At 66.1% G+C, this 19,030-nt stretch carries 14 protein-coding genes and 3 tRNA genes; 12 read left to right on the top strand and 5 right to left on the bottom strand.

All coding sequences use genetic code 11. The annotated features are described in order from the left end of the window. Positions 1 to 15 precede the first annotated feature (15 nt). The 4 genes from BLQ85_RS05505 to BLQ85_RS05490 all read left to right on the top strand — a co-directional run bounded on the left by BLQ85_RS05505 (position 16) and on the right by BLQ85_RS05490 (position 1,178). Positions 16 to 91, top strand: a tRNA-Gly gene (locus BLQ85_RS05505). Positions 92 to 210: 119 nt separating this feature from the next. After that, positions 211 to 284 (top strand) — tRNA-Cys (locus tag BLQ85_RS05500). Between the two features lie 105 nt (positions 285 to 389). Next, positions 390 to 482, top strand: a tRNA-Leu gene (locus BLQ85_RS05495). A 63-nt stretch (positions 483 to 545) separates the two neighbouring features. Then, positions 546 to 1,178 (top strand): DUF6806 family protein, encoded by a 633-nt coding sequence (locus BLQ85_RS05490; RefSeq protein WP_007870593.1) that lies wholly within the window; start codon positions 546 to 548, stop codon positions 1,176 to 1,178. On the opposite strand, the gene BLQ85_RS05485 is transcribed toward BLQ85_RS05490, so the two are convergent. Next, positions 1,175 to 1,867, bottom strand: coding sequence for a TetR family transcriptional regulator (locus tag BLQ85_RS05485; protein ID WP_074575345.1), 693 nt, complete (start codon positions 1,865 to 1,867; stop codon positions 1,175 to 1,177). The two genes, BLQ85_RS05490 and BLQ85_RS05485, sit on opposite strands and share 4 nt — an antisense overlap. Positions 1,868 to 2,040: 173 nt before the next feature. Between BLQ85_RS05485 and BLQ85_RS05480 the strand changes: the two genes are divergently transcribed. The 8 genes from BLQ85_RS05480 to oppF all read left to right on the top strand — a co-directional run bounded on the left by BLQ85_RS05480 (position 2,041) and on the right by oppF (position 13,987). After that, complete coding sequence (locus tag BLQ85_RS05480; protein WP_139200900.1) at positions 2,041 to 3,321, top strand: efflux RND transporter periplasmic adaptor subunit; 1,281 nt, start codon at positions 2,041 to 2,043, stop codon at positions 3,319 to 3,321. Positions 3,322 to 3,334: 13 nt separating this feature from the next. Continuing rightward, positions 3,335 to 6,514 (top strand): efflux RND transporter permease subunit, encoded by a 3,180-nt coding sequence (locus BLQ85_RS05475; protein WP_074575344.1) that lies wholly within the window; start codon positions 3,335 to 3,337, stop codon positions 6,512 to 6,514. Then, on the top strand, positions 6,507 to 7,997 hold the full coding sequence (locus tag BLQ85_RS05470; protein ID WP_254779720.1) for an efflux transporter outer membrane subunit: 1,491 nt from the start codon (positions 6,507 to 6,509) through the stop codon (positions 7,995 to 7,997). The genes BLQ85_RS05475 and BLQ85_RS05470 overlap by 8 nt, the downstream gene beginning before the upstream one ends. A 341-nt stretch (positions 7,998 to 8,338) precedes the next feature. After that, a complete protein-coding gene (locus tag BLQ85_RS05465; RefSeq protein WP_074575342.1) occupies positions 8,339 to 9,952 on the top strand; it encodes a peptide ABC transporter substrate-binding protein in 1,614 nt (537 codons plus the stop codon). 178 nt (positions 9,953 to 10,130) lie between these two features. Continuing rightward, on the top strand, positions 10,131 to 11,051 hold the full coding sequence (gene oppB, locus BLQ85_RS05460; RefSeq protein ID WP_074575341.1) for an oligopeptide ABC transporter permease OppB: 921 nt from the start codon (positions 10,131 to 10,133) through the stop codon (positions 11,049 to 11,051). A gap of 11 nt (positions 11,052 to 11,062) precedes the next feature. Beyond that, positions 11,063 to 11,992, top strand: coding sequence for an ABC transporter permease subunit (locus BLQ85_RS05455; protein ID WP_254779718.1), 930 nt, complete (start codon positions 11,063 to 11,065; stop codon positions 11,990 to 11,992). Positions 11,993 to 12,000: 8 nt separating this feature from the next. Further along, complete coding sequence (locus BLQ85_RS05450) at positions 12,001 to 13,005, top strand: oligopeptide/dipeptide ABC transporter ATP-binding protein (protein WP_074575340.1); 1,005 nt, start codon at positions 12,001 to 12,003, stop codon at positions 13,003 to 13,005. Continuing rightward, positions 12,998 to 13,987 carry a murein tripeptide/oligopeptide ABC transporter ATP binding protein OppF gene (gene oppF, locus BLQ85_RS05445; protein WP_074575339.1) on the top strand — a complete coding sequence of 330 codons (990 nt, stop codon included), beginning with the start codon at positions 12,998 to 13,000 and terminating at the stop codon, positions 13,985 to 13,987. Before BLQ85_RS05450 ends, oppF begins: the two co-directional genes overlap by 8 nt. Before the next feature lie 7 nt (positions 13,988 to 13,994). Here the strand turns inward: oppF and BLQ85_RS05440 are convergent, their stop codons facing one another. The 4 genes from BLQ85_RS05440 to BLQ85_RS05425 all read right to left on the bottom strand — a co-directional run bounded on the left by BLQ85_RS05440 (position 13,995) and on the right by BLQ85_RS05425 (position 18,979). Beyond that, complete coding sequence (locus tag BLQ85_RS05440) at positions 13,995 to 15,005, bottom strand: YeiH family protein (protein ID WP_074575338.1); 1,011 nt, start codon at positions 15,003 to 15,005, stop codon at positions 13,995 to 13,997. A gap of 93 nt (positions 15,006 to 15,098) precedes the next feature. Continuing rightward, complete coding sequence (gene metC / locus BLQ85_RS05435; RefSeq protein WP_074575337.1) at positions 15,099 to 16,304, bottom strand: cystathionine beta-lyase; 1,206 nt, start codon at positions 16,302 to 16,304, stop codon at positions 15,099 to 15,101. A 27-nt stretch (positions 16,305 to 16,331) separates the two neighbouring features. Beyond that, entirely contained in the window at positions 16,332 to 17,327 is a 996-nt protein-coding gene (locus BLQ85_RS05430) for a Bug family tripartite tricarboxylate transporter substrate binding protein (RefSeq protein ID WP_074575336.1), read from the bottom strand. A 65-nt stretch (positions 17,328 to 17,392) separates the two neighbouring features. Continuing rightward, entirely contained in the window at positions 17,393 to 18,979 is a 1,587-nt protein-coding gene (locus tag BLQ85_RS05425; protein ID WP_074575335.1) for a rhodanese-like domain-containing protein, read from the bottom strand. Positions 18,980 to 19,030: the final 51 nt, after the last annotated feature.

Below are 19,030 nucleotides of genomic sequence, written 5' to 3'. Positions count from 1 at the left end.
TTTGAGGCTGTTATCGCGGGAGTAGCTCAGTTGGTAGAGCGCAACCTTGCCAAGGTTGAGGTCGAGAGTTCGAGACTCTTCTCCCGCTCCAATTCAAAGGGCAGCACTTCAAAATGCTGTCCTTTTTCATTGGGGTTTCACGAATAGTCATTGGGGTTTCACGAATAGTCGGCAAGGCCATAGTGCCGAAGCCGGTGGCAGACAGAATACGGCGCGGTAACAAAGCGGTTATGTACCGGATTGCAAATCCGGCTAGCCCGGTTCGACTCCGGGCCGCGCCTCCATCAAACCCTGCAATCAGCCCCAGCCATGGGGCTTTTTTGTTTGACAATAGGCCATAGACGCCGGGCCGGATGTTTGCACGGAGCCCCTGGAAATAAAGCGTTTGAGCCTGAGTGGTGAAATAGGTAGACACAGCGGACTTAAAATCCGCCGCTTCGTGAATAGCGGGCGTACCGGTTCGATTCCGGTCTCAGGCACCACAGCACAGCGGCTCACCCATGCCCCGGGCACGCCTTCGAAAACTGGGTAAGATAAATTCCATCATGTCCCGCTACAACACACCTTTTGAGATCCACGTGCACGGCGAAGTGCCTTTGCGTGTGGAAGTTACCTTTGAGCAGCTGCAGGAGGCCCTGAAGCCGCTGTGGAAGTACACGGGCTCCAAATCCCTGGCGGCGGCCGCCGCGAGCGCCTACGAGGAAGAGCCGGGCATCCGCTTCGACGTTCACAAACATTTGTTGCAGATGTGCTGGACCGTGCCGGGCGACGAGGATTTCCGCCAGGCCCTCGACGAAATGTGCATGGGCCTGAACGACCTCGCCGAGGCGGGCGCCCCCATCGAGGTGACCTTCTACGACTCCGACTTCGACGAGGAGGAGGGCGACGAGGATGAAGAAGCGCGTGACGATTTCGCGATGTACTTCGTCGGCCCGACGCCGGCCGCCATCATGCAGGTGCAGCGCGACCTGCTGGTGCAGGACATGATTGGCCTGATGGAGCGCCACTTCGACGGCTCCGAGCTCGGCGAAGTCGTCGCGGCGGTCGACAGGCTGTTCGAGCAGCGCTTTGACGCCCTGGTCAACTCCATGCAGCTCGGCAAGCCGCCACGGGGGCTGGGCGGGCCGCAGGGCGGCTCAGGCCACGGCGGCGGGCGCAAGCCCCGGCACCTGCACTAGGCGGGCCTGGAAATGCCGCAGGGGGCTGCGGCATTCGGCGTTTCGCCGGGAAATCCCAGGCCGCGCAAATAAACGTCGATCGCGCACTGGCCGACTTCCAGCAAATCGAAAGCCTGTGGGTCCAGCAGCCAGTTCTGGATCAGCCCGTCGATCAGCGCATGCAGGCCCTGCGCGCCCACCGATGCCGGCACCGGCAAGGCAAGCTTCATCTGCTCCGCGGCGGTTCCCAGGCTTTGCTCTATGCGTTCCACGAAGCCGTTGCGCACCGTGAGGTGGCGCAGCCGGACGGCCTGCAGTTCCTCCACATATTCGACTTTCTGGGTCGCGACCTCGAACACCCGGCGGGTCTGCATATCGGTCACGATGTGCCGTAAAGCATTGACGGTGGACAGCCGTATCCGGTCTATGGCGTTGGGGCCGGCCCCGCCATCCGGGCCCGGGGCTTCCTGTTGCTCGTTCTCATGGTGGAAGGACTCTTCCATGGGCAGCGTGACCCGCTCCATCATCGCGTTGAACAGGTCCGCCTTGTCCTTGAAATGCCAGTAAACCGCGCCGCGGGTGGCCCCGGCGCGCCTGGCGATGTCCTGCAGGCTGGTGCGCGACACCCCCTGCGCCTGGAACAGGTGCTCTGCCGCGTCCAGCAGCTTGTGGCGAGTGGCAAGAGCCTCTTCTTTTGTTCGACGGGCCATTGACTGCCTCCAATGTAAATTTCTGGATTTTTGTTATACATTCACAAATGTATGTAAACTATAACACTCGCAAAAACCCTTATTCTTTTCGTTTTCGGCGAACAACAGGCTGTGCCGCCATTGCCGACTACGCCCTTGCTTTGCGCTTTTTTCCCAAAAATTCGAGGAATAGCATGCCCAAGTCTCGCGTTGCCCGTTCGTTTGTACTCCCCCCATTCCTGAAATACCAGCCCCTTGCCGCCGCGGCCGCATTGGCCTTGCTTCTGGCCGGATGCGGCAAAGGCGCAGGCGCCCCCGGCGGGGCGCCGCCGCCCGCGGAAGTCGGTGTGGTCACCGTGACCCAGGGCGATGTCGGCCTGATCACCGAACTGCCCGGCCGCCTGGAGGCTTCGCGCGTGGCCGAGGTTCGGGCGCGCGCCGCCGGCATCCTGCAAAAGCGGTTGTTCCGCGAAGGCAGCGACGTCAAGGCCGGCCAGCAGCTGTTCAGCATCGACTCCGCGCCTTACGCGGCCGCGGCCGCCAGCGCCAAGGCCAGCCAGGCCCGCGCCGAAGCCAACCTGGCGCAGGCGACCGCACTGGCCGAACGCTACAAGCCGCTGGTGGAGGCCAATGCCGTCAGCAAGCAGGAATACGCCAACGCCGTGGCCGCACAGAAACAGGCCGAGGCCGACGTGGCCGTGGGCAAGGCCAGCGTGCAGACCGCCAACATCAACCTGGGCTACGCCTCGGTGACGGCGCCCATCTCTGGCCGCATAGGCCGCGCGCTGGTGACCGAAGGCGCGCTGGTCGGGCAGGGCGAAGCCACGCAGCTCGCGGTGGTCCAGCAGATCAACCCCATGTACGTCAACTTCACGCAGTCGGCGCCCGAGATCATGAAGCTGCGCGCCGCGATGGACAGCGGCCAGTTCAAGCGCGCCAGCGGCGCCGAAGCCGCCAGCGTGCGCATCGTGCTCGAAGACGGCAGCGAATATGCGCGTCCCGGCCGCTTGCTGTTTTCCGATCTGACGGTGGACGCCACGACCGGGCAGGTGACCTTGCGCGCCGAAGTGCCCAATCCCGGCGGCCAGCTGTTGCCGGGCCTCTATGTGCGCGTGCGCCTGGAACAGGCGCAGGTCAGCAATGCCATCACCTTGCCGCAGCAGGCCGTCACGCGCACGGCGCAGGGCGATACGGTCATGGTGGTGGGGGCCGACGGCAAGGTCAGCCCGCGACCCATCAAGATAGGCTCGGCCCAGGGCAACCAGTGGGTGGTGCTGGACGGCCTGAAGACCGGCGAGCAGGTCATGGTCGACGGCTTCCAGAAACTGCAGCCCGGCGCCACGGTCAAGCCCGTGCCGTGGCAGGCGCCCGGCGCCAAGCCCGCCGCCGGCGCGGCGTCCGCCCCGGCGGCGCCGGCGTCAAACGCATCCGCCGCGAAACCCGCCGCTTCCGCCGCATCCGCGGCAGCGAAGTAAGGAGCCCCAGCACATGTCCAAGTTTTTCATTGACAGGCCGATCTTTGCCTGGGTGATCGCACTGTTCATCCTGGTGGTGGGCGGCGTGGCGATCACGCAGCTGCCGATCGCCCAGTACCCGCCCGTGGCGCCGCCCGCCATCGTCGTCAGCACCGCCTACCCGGGCGCTTCGGCCCAGACGCTGGAGGACAGCGTGCTGTCGGTGATCGAGCGGGAAATGAACGGTTCGCCCGGCCTCATTTACATGGAATCGGTCGCGCAGGCCGATGGCACCGGCAGCATCACGCTGAGCTTTGAGCCCGGCACCAACGCCGACCTGGCCCAGGTGGACGTGCAGAACCGGCTCTCGCGCGCCTCTCCGCGCCTGCCCGCCGCGGTGACGCAGCAAGGTGTGCGCGTCGACAAATCGCGCTCCAACTTCCTGCTGTTCACCATGCTGTCGTCCGACAACCCGGCGCATGACCCCATTGCGTTGGGCGACTATGCCTCGCGCAACATCGTGCCCGAGCTGCAGCGCGTCAAAGGCATAGGCCAGGCCCAGCTGTTCGGCAGCGAGCGCGCCATGCGCATCTGGCTGGACCCGGCCAAGCTGCAGGGCGTCAGCCTCTCGGCCAACGACGTCAACACCGCGATCCGCGCGCAGAACGCCCAGGTATCCGCCGGCAGCATAGGCGACCGGCCCAACGTGGCGGGGCAGGGCATCGCGGCCACGGTGGTGGTCAACGGCCAGCTCGCCAATGTCGAGCAGTTCGGCAACATCGTGCTGCGCGCCAACACCGACGGCTCGTCGGTGCGCCTGAAAGACGTGGCGCGCATCGAGCTGGGCGGCCAGTCCTACGCGACCTCGGCGCGCCTGAACGGCAAGCAGGCCATCGGTATCGGCGTGCAGCTCGCACCCAGCGGCAATGCCCTGGCGTCGGCCCAGGCCGTGCGCGCCAAGATGACCGAGCTCGAGCGCTATTTCCCGCAGGGCATGAAGTGGAGCATTCCCTACGACAGCTCGCGTTTCGTCAAGATCTCGATCTCGCAAGTGGCCGAGACCCTGTTCGAGGCTGTGGCCCTGGTGTTCCTGGTGATGTTCCTGTTCCTGCAGAACTGGCGCTACACCATCATCCCGACCATCGTGGTGCCCATCGCGCTGCTGGGTACCTTTGCCACCTTGCTGGCGCTGGGTTTTTCGATCAACGTGCTGACCATGTTCGGTATGGTGCTGGTCATCGGTATCGTGGTCGATGATGCGATCGTGGTGGTCGAGAACGTCGAGCGCATCATGACCGAGGAAGGACTGCCGCCGCTGGAAGCCACACGCAAGGCCATGCAGCAGATTTCGGGCGCCATCATCGGTGTGACCGTGGTGCTGATCTCGGTGTTCGTGCCGCTGGCCTTCTTCGCCGGCTCGACCGGCAACATCTACCGCCAGTTCTCTGCGGTGATGGTGTCGTCCATCGCCTTCTCGGCCTTCATGGCCCTGTCGCTCACGCCGGCGCTGTGCGCCACGCTGCTCAAACCCGTCGAGGCCGGACACCACCACGCCAAGACCGGCTTCTTCGGCTGGTTCAACCGCGGCTTCTCGCGCACCGCCAAAAGTTATGAAGGCGTTGTCGCGCGCATCCTCAAGCGCGCGGCGCGCTACCTCATCATCTACGTGGCCATCATTGGCGCGGTCGCGGTGGTTTACCTGCGCCTGCCGACTTCCTTCCTGCCCAACGAAGACCAGGGCAACCTGCTGGTCAACGTGCAGCTGCCGCCGGGCGCGACCTACGAGCGCACGCTGTCGGTGATGCAGACCGTCGAAGGCTTCATGCTCAAGCAGCCCGAGGTCGAAAGCATGGTCGGCGTGCTGGGCTTCAGCTTCTCCGGCCAGGGCCAGAATGCGGCGCTTGCCTTCGTGACCCTCAAGGACTGGAAGGAGCGCGACGGCGACGCGCACTCGGCCAGCGCCGTGGCGGGCCGCGCCTTCGGCGCGCTCATGGGCGTGCGCGACGCCTTCATCTACCCGCTGAGCCCGCCGCCGATTCCGGAGCTGGGCACGGCTTCGGGCTTCAGCTTCCGCCTGCAGGACCGCGGCGGCGCGGGCCACCAGGCGCTGGTCAACGCGCGCAACCAGTTGCTGGGCATGGCGTCCAAGAGCCCGGTCCTCGCACAGGTGCGCCCCGACGGCCTGGAAGATGCGCCGCAGCTGCAGATCGACATAGACCGCGACAAGGCCAACGCGCTGGGCGTCACCTTCGACTCGATCAATTCGGTGCTGTCGACTTCGCTGGGCTCGAGCTATGTGAACGACTTCCCGAACCAGGGCCGCCTGCAGCGCGTGGTGGTGCAGGCCGACGCGCCGGCGCGCATGCAGCCCGACGACCTGCTCAGGCTCAACGCCAGCAACAGCAAGGGACAGCCCGTGCCGCTGTCGGCGTTTGCCACCACGCGCTGGATCACCGGCGCGATGCAAACGGTGCGCTACAACGGCTACCCCGCGATGCGCATAGGCGGCAGCGCCGCGCCGGGCTACAGCACCGGCGCCGCCATGGCCGAGATGGAAAAACTCGCGGCCCAGCTGCCGCAGGGCTTCGGCTTTGAATGGACCGGCCAGTCGCGCGAGGAAAAACTCGCCGGCTCCCAGGCCACGCTGCTCTACGGTTTCGCCATCCTGGCGGTGTTCCTCTGCCTGGCCGCGCTGTATGAGAGCTGGAGCATCCCGCTGGCGGTGATCCTGGTCGTGCCGCTGGGCGTGATCGGTGTGCTGCTGGCGACCTTGTTCCGCGGCTATGCGAACGACGTGTACTTCCAGGTCGGCCTGATCACCATCATTGGCCTGTCGGCGAAGAACGCGATCCTGATCATCGAGTTCGCCAAGGACCTGCAGGCCCAGGGCCGCAGCGTGATCGAGTCCGCCCTGGCGGCGGCCCATTTGCGATTCCGTCCCATCATCATGACCTCGCTGGCCTTCGGCCTGGGCGTGGTGCCGCTGGTGATCGCCTCGGGCGCGGGCTCGGCGAGCCAGCGCGCCATCGGCACCGGCGTGATTGGCGGCATGGTCACCGGCACGGCCCTGGCGGTGATTTTTGTTCCCGTGTTCTTCGTGGTGGTGCGCGGCCTCTTCAAGGGCAGCGAACGGCAAAACAGGATGTATTCCGAGCATGCCAAGGCGGCGGGCATCACCGGAGAGGAAGGAAATGAAGGTAAGGTCCATGAGTAAATCCCCATCCAGGTTCCCGCAGCTTCTGGCGCTGGGCGCGGCGGCGTTGCTGGCCGGCTGCTCCATGATCCCGAAGTACGAGCGGCCGGCCGCCCCGGTGGCCGACCAATACCCCACTGCCTCGGGCTGGATCGCCGGGTCGGCGCGGACGCAGCCTAGCGCCAACACGCCGGCCGCGGCCGACATCGAGTGGCAGACCTTCTTCAGCGACCCGCAGCTGCGCAAGCTGATCGACGCGGCGCTGCGCAACAACCGCGACCTGCGCATCGCCGTGCTCAACATCGAGCAGGCGCGCGCGCAGTACCGGATACGGCGTGCCGACCAGTTCCCGACCATCAATGCGGGCATCACCGGTTCGCGCCAGCCCAATGCCAACGGCAACGGCAGCATCACCAGCGCCTACACCGGTGGTTTGATCATGACCTCCTACGAGCTGGACTTCTTCGGCCGCGTCGCTGCCCTCAAGGAGTCGGCGCTGGCACAGTACCTGGCGACGGAAGAAGGGCGCAAGACGACCCAGATCAGCCTGATCGCCGCGGTGGCCAACACCTACCTGAGCCTGCTGGCCGACGAGGAGCTGCTGGCGATCACGCAGCAGACGCTGGCCACCCGCGAGGAATCCTTCAAGCTCAGCAAGCTGCGTTTTGACAACGGCGTCAGCTCCGAACTGGACTTCCGCCAGGCCGAGTCGCTGACCGAGGCCGCACGTGTCTCGCTGGCCCAGCAGGTGCGCCAGCGCGCGCTGGACCAGAACGCCCTGACCTTGCTGATAGGCCAGCCGCTCGCCGGCGAGCTGGCTGTGGCGTTGCCGGCCGGCAAAGGCCTGGCCGATGCGCCCATGATGGTTGACGTGCCCGCCGGCCTGCCTTCCGACCTGCTGACGCGCCGCCCCGACGTGCGCCAGGCCGAGCAGCAGCTGCTGTCCGCCAATGCCGACATAGGCGCGGCACGCGCGGCATTTTTTCCGCGCATTTCGCTCACGGCCAGCGCCGGCAGCGCCAGTTCGCACCTGTCCGGCCTTTTCAAGAGCGGCTCCTACGGCTGGACCATGGCGCCGCAGCTGATCCTGCCGCTGTTTGACGCGGGCCGCAACAGCGCGGGCCTGGATTCGGCGAACGCCGGGCGCGACATCGCCGTCGCTCAGTACGAAAAATCCATCCAGACGGCTTTCCGCGAAGTGGCCGATGCCCTGGCCGGCCGTGCCACCCTGGGTGAGCAACTGCGCGCCCAGCAGGCCCAGGCCAACGCCGAAGCCACGCGCTTCAAGCTGGCCGACCTGCGCTACCAGAACGGGGTGGCCAGCTACCTGGACCAGCTCGACGCCCAGCGCGCGCTGTTCACCGCGCGCCAGGCCGTGGTGCAAACCCGCCTGGCCCAGCTGCAAAGCCAGGTCACGCTCTACAAGACGCTGGGCGGAGGTTGGAAGGAGCCGCCCCCTGAAGAAGCCCTGAGCCTGAAGGCTGACACCCAGCTCAGCCGCTAAAATCGTCCGCCGCCAAACCCGGCCGCCCGCTCCCAGTTCTGGGGGCGGGCTTTTTTTTGTCGGTTTCCAGGCCGCGCGCCCCATCGCCATGCGCGCCCGGCATTCATTTGTGAGCAAGTGTGCCGGATGTATCCGTGCTGGCCTTGCGATGCGAGGTCTCTTAAGAGACACGGCATGCTAATTGCTGAAGGGTTACTCCCTACGAAGCGGCCTCGGGGGCGGCGGTATATTCGCGCCGACCGACAGGCCAAACGTCGAGCCTCCGATGGGAGGCGAGATGCTCCATCCACCACGGCGGGCCATAAGCTCGCCGGTTTTTTTATTCGGGAGTGCAAACAAGCATGAACTCAAACTGGACGATGAAAACCCTGGCCAGCGCCGTGCTGCTGGCCTGTGCCGGCCTGGCCGCCGCGGCCAGCGTGCCCGCGGGCGTGAAGCTGCATGAAACCCAGGAACTGGTCCGCAACAACGGCTCCGAGCCCGAAACCCTGGACGCCGCGCTGGCGACGGGCGTTCCGGCCAACAACGTGATCCGCGACATGTTCGAAGGCCTGTGCGCCGCGGACAACAACGGCAAGATCGTGCCCGGCGTGGCGGAAAGCTGGAAGCAGGTCGACCCGCAAACCTGGGTCTTCAAGCTGCGCAAGAACGCCAAGTGGTCCAACGGCGACCCGGTGACCGCCGACGACTTCATCTACAGCATGCGCCGTTTCGTCGACCCGGCGACCGCCTCCAAATATGCCTCCACTTATGGTGTCTTCCTGCTCAATGCCAAGGAGATCATTGAAGGCAAGAAGCCCGTCACCGAACTGGGCGTCAAGGCCGTCGATTCCTACACCCTGGAAATCAAGACACCTTTCCCGGTCAACTTCCTGCCTGAGGTCGTGTCCAATCCCCAGCTCGCGCCCCTGCACAAGGCCACCATCGAAAAATTCGGCAAGGACTGGACCCGGCCCGCCAACATGGTGAACAACGGCGCCTTCTCGCTCAAGGACTGGCAGGTCAACAGCAAGATCATCCTGGCCAAGAACCCCGCTTACTGGGATGCGAAGAACGTCCAGCTCACCAAGATCACCTATCTGTCGGTCGAGGACGGCAATGCCGACGTCAAGCTCTACGAGTCTGGCGAAAACGACTGGGTCTACCAGCTTCCCCCCGGCACTTACGACAAGTACAAGGCGCAGTACCCCAAGGAGATCCGCAACACCGACATGCTGGGCCTGCGCTACTACTCGCTCAACAACGCGGACCCGGCCCTCAAGGACATCCGCGTGCGCAAGGCGCTGTCCATGGCGCTGGACCGCGATATCCTGGCGCAGCGTGTCACGGCCGACGGGCAGACCCCGGCTTACGGCGTCATCGTCAAGGGCACCTCGGGCGCCGACGTGACGGCCTACGACTGGGCCAAGTGGCCTGCCGACAAACGCATTGCCGAAGCCAAGAAGCTGCTCAATGAAGCCGCGCTGCCGCCCGGCACCAAACTCAAGTTCTCCTACAACACCAGCGATTACCACAAGAAGATGGCCATCTTCGCGGCCTCCGAGTGGAAGACCAAGCTGGGTCTGGACGTTGAGCTCGAGGCCATGGAGTTCAAGGTGCTGATCAAGAAGCGCACCGACAAGGACTACCAGATCGCCCGCAACGGCTGGATCGCCGACTACAACGACGCCACCACCTGGCTGACCCTGGTGCAGTGCGACTCCGACCAGAACTACCACAACAGCTGCAACCGCAAGGCCTCCGCGCTGATCGATGAAGGCAACCAGCAACTGGACCCGGCCAAGCGCAAGGTCCTGCTGACCCAGGCGGCGAAGATGATCATGGAAGACTACCCCATCATCCCGCTGCTGCAGTACACCGTGCCGCGCCTGGTCAAGCCCTATGTGGGCGGTTATTCAACCACCAACGCGCTGGACCGCTACCGCGGCAAGGACCTGTACATCATCAAGCATTGAGGGCCGGCCGGGCGGGCGCCGCCGCGCGCCTGCCTGTCCCTGACCTGCTTTTCACCGCTTTCCAAGATCTTTCTGATGCCATGCCGGCCGTTCAGGGCCAAGCTGTACCCGGCCCGCGCGTTCCATGCGTTCATGCACTCATGCCCTCATGCCCTCACACTAGCCCGGAGATATCCTCATGTGGTCATACGCCTTCAGGCGCGTCCTGGCGACCCTACCGACCTTGCTGGCAGTCGTCACCGTCTGCTATCTCCTGCTGCACGGCACGCCCGGCGGCCCTTTCGATGAGGAGCGCAAGGTGTCCGCCGCGGTGCTGGCCAACCTGCAGGCCAAGTACCACCTCGACCTTCCGTTGTGGCAGCAATACCTGTATTACCTCAATAGCCTGCTGCATGGCGACCTGGGCGCATCCTTTCGCTACGCCGACTGGTCGGTCAACGAGCTGGTGGCCAAGGCGCTGCCGGTTTCCGCGGCGATAGGCGGGGGCGCCATCGTCATCTCTCTCTTTGTCGGCGTCTTCCTCGGCACCATGGCCGCCTTGCGGCAGAACAGCGCCATCGACTACCTTGTCATGCTGCTCGGCAACGCGGGCCATGTGTTCCCGTCTTTTGTGATCGGCCCGGTGCTGATCCTGGTGTTCGCGGTCTGGCTCAAGGTCGCGCCGGCCGGCGGCTGGGACGATTTTTCGCCGCGTTTCATGGTGCTGCCCATGCTGCTGCTGATCTTCATCAACGTGGCCACCATAGGGCGCGTCATGCGCGGCAGCCTGATCGAGGTGCTGCACAGCAACTTCATACGCACCGCGCGCGCCAAGGGCCTGCCCACGCGCACCATCATCCTGCGCCACGCCCTCAAGCCCGCGCTGTTGCCGGTGGTGTCCGTCATGGGCCCGCTGGCGATTTCCTCGATCACCTCGGCCATCGTGACCGAGTCGGTGTTCTCGCTGCCGGGCATAGGCAAGCTCATCGTCAACGGCGCCGCCAACCGCGATTACACCCTGGTGCTGGGCCTGGTGGTGCTGGTGACTGTGATCGCCGTGACGCTCAACCTGCTGGTCGACCTGGCTTACGCCTTGCTTGACCCGAAGATCCGGTATTGAGGCGGGACGCCATGCTGTTCAGGAACAAAAACAAACAGGACCGTCTGGCCGCGGCGCTGGGCAATGCGCTGCCAACATCGCCGGCCGACATCGCGGGGCGCAGCCCCTGGACCGACGCCCGCGTGCGCTTTCTGCGCAACAAGGCGGCGGTGTTCAGCCTGGGCCTGCTGGCCTTGATCACACTGTGCTGCATCGCCGGCCCGTGGCTGCTGCCGCATGCCTTTGATGCCGCCGACTGGGACGCCATGAGCTTGCCGCCTACGTTCAAGAACGCGCATTTTTTCGGCACCGACGAGTCGGGCCGCGACCTGCTGGTGCGCAGCCTGGTCGGCGGCCGCGTGTCGCTGCTGGTGGGTTTTCTGGCCACCTTGTCGGCCGTCACGCTGGGCATTGTCTGGGGCGCGACAGCGGGCTTCATCGGCGGCAAGGTGGATGCCTTCATGATGCGCGTCGTCGACATGATGTACGCCGTGCCCTATCTGCTGATCGCCATCCTGATGGTGACCATTCTGGGGCGCGCTTTCTACCTGGTGGTGATCACCATCACCGTGTTCTCCTGGATGGACATGGCGCGTGTGGTGCGCGGCCAGACCCTGTCGCTGCGCTCGCGCGAGTTCATCGAGGCGGCGAGGGCGCTGGGCGTGCCGACGCGGCGCATCATCTTCCAGCACATCGTTCCCAACCTGCTGGGCATCGTGGTGATCTACACCACGGTCACCGTACCGGCCGTGATCCTGGTCGAGTCGGTGCTGTCTTTCCTGGGGCTGGGCATCCAGGAGCCGATGACAAGCTGGGGCGTGCTGATCCACGATGGTGCATCCGTCATGGAGGTGTCGTCCTGGATGCTGCTGTTCCCGGCCGGCCTGCTGTCGCTGACCCTGTACTGCTTCAACTACATCGGGGACGGCCTGCGCGATGCGCTGGACCCCAAGGAACGCTGAGCCGCACCATGAGCCTGATCGAAGTCAACAACCTCGGCGTGCAGTTCCAGACCCAGGACGGGCTGGTCTACGCCGTCAACGGCATCAACTTTTCGTTGGACCGGGGCCAGACCCTGGGCATCGTCGGCGAAAGCGGTTCCGGTAAAAGCCAGAGCGTGCTGGCCATGATGGGCCTGCTGGCCAGCAACGGCAAAGCCACCGGCCAGGCGCTTTACCAGGGCCGCGACCTGCTGGCCATGCAACCGGTCGATCTCAACAAGATACGCGGCAACCGTGTGGCCATGATCTTCCAGGACCCCATGACCTCGCTCAACCCTTACCTCACGGTGGAGCGGCAGATGACCGAGGTGCTGCAGTTCCACAAGGGCCTGGACCGCAAGGCGGCGCGCGCCCGTTCGGTGCAGCTGCTTGATGCTGTCAAGATTCCCGATGCGGCGGGCCGCATCACCCTGTACCCGCATGAGTTTTCGGGCGGCATGCGCCAGCGCGTGATGATCGCCATGGCCTTGCTGTGCGAGCCCGAGGTGCTGATCGCCGACGAGCCCACGACCGCGCTGGACGTCACGGTGCAGGCGCAGATCATCGCCTTGCTGCGCGAGCTGCAGCGCGATTTCGGCACCGCCATCATCATGATCACGCACGACCTGGGCGTGGTGGCGGGCCTGTGCGACGAGGTGATGGTGCTTTACGGCGGGCGCGTGATGGAGCAGGGCAGCGCCGACAGTGTTTTTTACCGCGCCTCGCATCCCTATACCGTGGGCCTGCTGGGCGCCATACCGCGCCTGGACGCGGAAGGCGAAACGCTGGTCGCCATTCCCGGCGCGCCGCCGAATATGGCGAAGCTGCCCAGGGGCTGCCCGTTCAGCGAACGCTGTACCTTGTCCAGTGAGCAGTGCGTTGAGATCTTGCCCGCGCTGCTGCCGGCCGAACACGATGCGGCCGTGCTCAGGGCCTGCCACCGCTCGGTCCAGGCTGTGTCGGAACTCGCGGCGAAGGAGCCCAGCCATGCATGAGGCCGCCCAACCCATTTTGTCGGTGCGCGACCTGCAAGTGCACTTCAGGATCAAGGCCGGCGGCGCCTGGCCCTGGTCGCCGGCCCGCATCCTCAAGGCCGTGGACGGCATTTCCTTTGACATCCATGCCGGCGAAACCCTGGGCGTGGTGGGCGAGTCGGGCTGCGGCAAATCGACGCTGGCGCGCGCGGTGCTGAACCTGATCCCGGCCACCGCCGGCAGCATTGCCTGGATGGGCCGGGAGATGACCACGGCCTCCAGCGACACCTGGCAGGCGGCCAGGGCGGACATCCAGATGATCTTCCAGGATCCGCTGGCCTCGCTGGATCCGCGCATGACCATCGCGCAAATCATTGCCGAGCCGTTGCGCACGCACCGCCCGGCCATGCCCGAGGCCGAGGTGATGCAGCGCGTCAAGGCCATGATGGGCCGCGTCGGCCTGATGCCGCAGCAGATCAACCGTTACCCGCACGAATTCTCCGGCGGCCAGTGCCAGCGCATAGGCATTGCGCGCGCGCTGATCCTGGAGCCCAAGCTCATCATCTGCGACGAGCCGGTGTCGGCGCTGGACGTCTCCATCCAGGCGCAGATCATCAACCTGCTCAAGGAACTGCAAAAGTCCATGGGCCTGGCGCTGATCTTCATTGCCCACGACCTGGCCGTCGTCAAACACATCAGCGACCGTATCCTGGTGATGTACCTCGGGCACGAAATGGAAGTGGCGCACAAAAAAGCGCTGTACGCGGCGCCGCGCCATCCCTACACCCAGGCCTTGCTGTCGGCCATCCCGATTCCCGACCCGGCGCTGGAGCGCAAAAAAGTGATCCAGCTGCTGCAGGGCGACCTGCCTTCGCCCATGGCGCCGCCTTCAGGCTGTGTGTTCCGCACGCGCTGCCCGCTGGCGATTGCGCGCTGCGCCGAGGAGGTGCCGGCCTTGCGCCGACTGAGCGATGAGACGGAGGCGGCCTGCCTGCTGGCCTAGCGCCTTCTCAACGGAAGACGCACAGGTAGAGCACGAAGATGGCGACCAGCCACAGCGTCTCGACCAGCATCAGCGCCATGGGCCGCCAGCCCAGCTTGACCAGTTCCTCGAAGGAGGTCTTGATGCCCAGCGCCGCGATGGCGACCACCAGGCAGACGCGCGAGACCTGGCCCAGCGCCTCGTTGAGCCGCGGCGTGACCACGCCCAGGCTGTTGGCCAGCACCAGGGCCATGAATCCGACCAGGAAAAAGGGCAGCAGCGGCGTGCGCGGGCCGGCGTCGCCGGTGCTGCTGCGCCTGCGCCAGTACCAGGCCAGCACGGCGACCACGGGCACCAGCAGCGTAACGCGAAACAGCTTGACGATGACCGCGACGTCGCCGGTCTCGTGCGACATCATCAGGCCCGCGCCCACGACCTGCGCCACGTCATGGATGGTGCCGCCCAGAAAGATGCCGGCGCCGCTGTCATCCAGCCGCAAAATTCTGGCCAGCAGCGGGTAGACCACCATGGCCAGCGTCGACAGGCCGGTGACGCCGACCACGGTCAGCAGCGTGTGGCGCTCGTTGTCCGGCGTTTTGGGCATGACCGCCGCCACGGCCAGGGCCGCCGATGCGCCGCAGATGGACACCGCGGCGCCGCACAGCAGGCCGAAGTCGGTGCCCAGGCCCAGCCGACGCGCCAGCCAGGCACCCAGCGCGATGGCGCTGGCAACGGCGATCACCGCGGTGGCCAGCGGCCCCATGCCCAGCTGCCCGATCTGCGCCAGCGTGATGCGCGCGCCCAGCAGGGCCACGCCTATGCGCAGCAACGTCCTGGCGCAGAACTCGATGCCGGGCCGGCAGCGCGCGTCCTGGTAGAGGAAGTGAAAGGCCAGGCCGAACAGCAGGGCGTACAGCAGCTGCGGGCCGCCGTAGTGCTCGGAAAGAAAGGTCGCGCCCAGCATGATGAGCAGCGGCAAGGCCAGGCCCGGCCACAGGCTGCGGGTGCGAAGAAACCAGGGACGCGCAGCGCTAGGCATGGTCGTGCAAACCTCGTGGAAAAGAAACGAAGGGAAGAGGCGCCCGGAAGGCGCGAAAGACATGGAACAGGGGGCTCGGAGGGCCCCCGGGGCTCAGGCTTGCAGCGCGGCAAAGCCCTGCTGCAAATCGGCCAGCAGGTCGGCCGGGTCCTCGAGCCCGATGTGCAGGCGGATGATCTGGCCGCGGCCCGACCAGTCGGTCACGCTGCGGGCGTTGCGCAGGTTGGCCAGCGTGACCAGGCTTTCATAGCCGCCCCAGGACGCGCCCAGGCCGAACAGCCGCAGGCCGTCGATCAGGCGCTCGGCGGCGGCCTGATCGAAGCCCTGCCGCAACTCGAAAGACAGCAGGCCGTTGGTGCCCTTGCAGTCGCGTTGCCAGATGGCGTGGCCCGGGTGGCTTGGCAGGGCCGGGCAGAACACGCTCGCCACTTCGCTGCGCGCCTGCAGCCAGGCCGCCACCTTCAGCGCGCCGCTTTCATGCACGGCCAGGCGCGCGGCCATGCTGCGCGTGCCGCGCAGCACCAGGAAGGCGTCGTCGGGGCTCACCGTCATGCCGAAGGCGTCGCTGCGCTCATTGAGCGCCTGCCAGGCGGCTTGCGTGGTGGCGACGGTGCCCATCATCACGTCGGAATGGCCCGACAGGTATTTGGTCGCGGCCATGACCGACACGTCGGCGCCCAGTGCCAGCGGCCGGTACTGGTAGCCGGATCCCCAGGTGTTGTCGGCCACCAGCAGCGCGCCCCGCGCATGGGCGATGGCGGCCAGGCGCGGCAGGTCGCACATCTCATAGACCAGCGAGCCCGGGCACTCGGTGTACACCATGCGTGTGCCCGGCTCGATTTTTTCCTCCACGTCGCTGCCGTCGGCCGCAAAAAAAGTGCAGCGGATGTTGTAGGGCGTGAGGAAGGACTCCACCAGCTTGCGCGCCGGCTCATAGACGCCGTCCGACATCAGCACATGGTCGCCGGGCTTGAGGTAGGCCAGCAGCGTCATGGCGATGGCGGCCAGGCCCGTGGGGAACAGCCGCGTACGATAAGCGCCTTCAAGTTCGCTGACCATGTCTTCCAGCGCGTAGTTGGTCGGGTTGCCGCGGGCCCCGTAGGTGAACACGCGCTCCTCGCCGCGCCGCTGGCGCATCTCGCGCTGGTGCGCCGTGCTGTCGAACAGCACGGTGCTGGCGCGCACCACCGGCGGGTTGACCGGCCGCCCGCCCTCATAGGCCGGCTGCTTGCCGGCATGGACCAGGCGGGTCAGGGCGGACGGGCTGGGCAAGTCGGCCGGCGGCGATTTTTTATTCATGTCGGGGAAGCCTTGGTGAATGAGCGATCAGTCTAGCTTGGCGCCCGAGAGTTTGACGACGCGCGACCAGCGGGCGATGTCGGTCTTGAGCTGCGCGGCGAAGGCTGCAGAGGTGTTGCCGACCACTTCGCTGCCGCCCTCGGTGATCAGCTTGCTGACTTCCGGCGTCTTCAGGGCGCGCACGATGCTGTCGTGCAGGTAGGCCACGCGCTCAGGGGGCGTGCCGGCCGGCGCGAAGAAACCGTACCAGTCTTCAAAGGTGGTGTTCTTGTAGCCCAGCTCTTCCAGCGTCGGGACCTTGGTGAACACGCCGATGCGGCGCGGGCTGGTGACGGCCAGGGCGCGCATCTTGCCGTTCTGGATGAAGCTGGACACCGAGGCGGTGGAGGTGATGAGCACGTCCACCTGGCCGCCCAGCAGGTCGGTGATGGCGGGCGCCGCGCCCTTGTAGGGCACGTGGGTCATGCCGATGCCACTGTCCTTTTCCAGCACCACGCCGACCAGGTGCGAGAGCGTGCCGTTGCCGGGCGTGGCATAGGTGACGCGTCCGCCGGGGGCCTTGGTTTGCGCGGCCAGGTCGGCAAAGCTTTTCAGGGGCGAATTGCTGGGCACCACCAGCACCAGCGGCGCGGCGTTGATCTGGGTGATGGGCAGGAAGTTCTTCAGCGGATCGAAGCCCGGCGAGGCGTACAGCGTCGGGTTGACGGCCATCAGCGAGACCTGGCCCGTGAGCACGGTGTAGCCGTCGGGCTTGGCGTCGGCCACGGCCTTGGCGCCAATGTTGCCGCCGGCGCCGCCGCGGTTGTCGACGATGGCGCTCTGGCCGGTGATGTCGGACAGGCGGGTGGTGACAAAACGCGTCGTGGCGTCATTGCCGCCGCCGGCCGGGAAGGGCGAGACGAATTTGATGGCCTGGTTGGGGAAGCCGCCGATCTGGGGCATGGGCTGTGCGGATGCGGCGCCGTGCACGGCGAGCAGGGCGCAGCAAAGCGAGGCGGCGGTGAATTTCAGCTGGGCAAGCATGAGGGCTCCTGAATGGATGGAAGCAAAAATGAAAAAAGAAGAGCGAGGGCGCCGGGTCGGCGAACTCAGGCGTGGGCGGCGGCTTCGGGCAGATGAAAGGCCTTGAGTTCCTGCGCGTCCAACTGCCCGATCAGGTTGACTTCCCAGGCCAGGTACTGGCGGGCCGCCTCCTTGTTGCCGTCGTGCCGGTCGTGCACGAAGAACAGGTAGTCGATGCAGTCGCTGTCGGCCGGGATGTTTTCAGAGGCCTGCAGCGGCAGGCCGGCGGCGCGCCAGCCGTCCAGGCCGCCTGCGAGCAGGCTGGGCTTCAGGCCCAGTGCCTGCAGGTCCACCGCCGCGCAGGCCGCCACCGCGGGCTCATCGGCAATCAGCACCACCGGGCGGTGCTCGCCGGCCAGGGTCTGCGCCAGGCGCGGCCGTATGGACCAGCGTGTGCCCGCGATGTGTTTCTGGCGGAACTGCATGCTGGGGCGCAGGTCCACGGCGCAGACGCTGCCGTCGGCCAGGCCGTCCTTCAGCGCCTGCGCGCTGGTGGCGGGCAGCGCGGGCAGGCCCACGGGCGCCGCGGCGGGCAGGGCCAGGCCGCTGGCCAGGCCCTGGCCCAGCACGCTGGCATCGTGGCCCAGCTGGCGCAGCCAGCTTGCCACCGTGAGCGCGCGCATGCCGTCGGTGTCGAACAGCACCAGGCGGGCCTTGCGCACGCCCACATACTGGTCGGTGGCCTGGATCAGCTGGCCGCCCGGCGTGTGCTGCGCGCCGGGCAGGCTGCCCTGCGCGAATTCCTCGGGGCTGCGGACGTCGCACAAAAACAGCGTGCGCTGCGCGTCGCCGGCCCAGCTGCGAACCGTTTGCGCGTCGACGACGGGCACGTTGAAGCGCTTTGCCAACGCCTGGGCTGCCGCGCGCATGTCGGCGGTCCCCTGCGGTTGCGCCGATTCGGGGTAGCGGCGCGTACCGCCGTGCTCGAGCTTGAGGTCGGCCAGGTACCAGCCCTGGGTGCCGTTTTCGAGTGCCGACACGGGGTTGCGCACCCCCAGGTTGATCAGCGTCTGCGCGCCTATGATGCTGCGCGTGCGGCCCGCGCAGTTGATCACGATGTGGGTGCTCTCGCTGGGCACCAGGTCGCGTATGCGCAGGGCCAGCTCGCCGTTGGGGCAGCTGATCGCCGTCGGTATGTTCATCTTGCGGAACTCCGAGAACGGCCGCCCGTCCAGCACCACGACGTCGTCCTTGCGCTCTATCATCGCCGCCAGTTCGGTCGCGCTGACCCGGGGCGTGTGGTAGACCTGCTCGGCCAGTTCGCCGAAAGTCTTGGACGGCACGTTGACACCCGCGAACAGCGCAAAGCCGGCCGCCTGCCAGCCGGCGGTGCCGCCTTGCAGCACCTGCACATCGCTGTAGCCGATCGCGGCCAGGCGGCGCGCGGCCAGGGGTGCGGCGCCCTTGCCGTCGTCGTCATAGACCACCAGCCGCACAGCTTTGCGCGGCGCCAGGCGCGGCGCGTCCAGCTCGAGGCGGCTGTAGGGCAGGGTGATGCCGTAAAACAGATGCGACTGGCCGTACTGGCCGTGCTCGCGCACATCGAACAAGGCGATTTCTTCGCCGTCGTGCAGCCAGGCTTTGAGCGTGGCCGCGTCTACAAAACGTGTCATGGAATAGATGCGTGTGGGTTCGAGAGATTCGGGGAGGGGAAAGGAGGCGCG

The sequence above is a fragment of the Polaromonas sp. JS666 genome (genome assembly GCF_900103405.1).
GTDB lineage: Bacteria > Pseudomonadota > Gammaproteobacteria > Burkholderiales > Burkholderiaceae_C > Polaromonas.
Note: the sequence above shows the minus strand (reverse complement) of the source record. Positions and strands in the feature narration are given on the sequence as shown.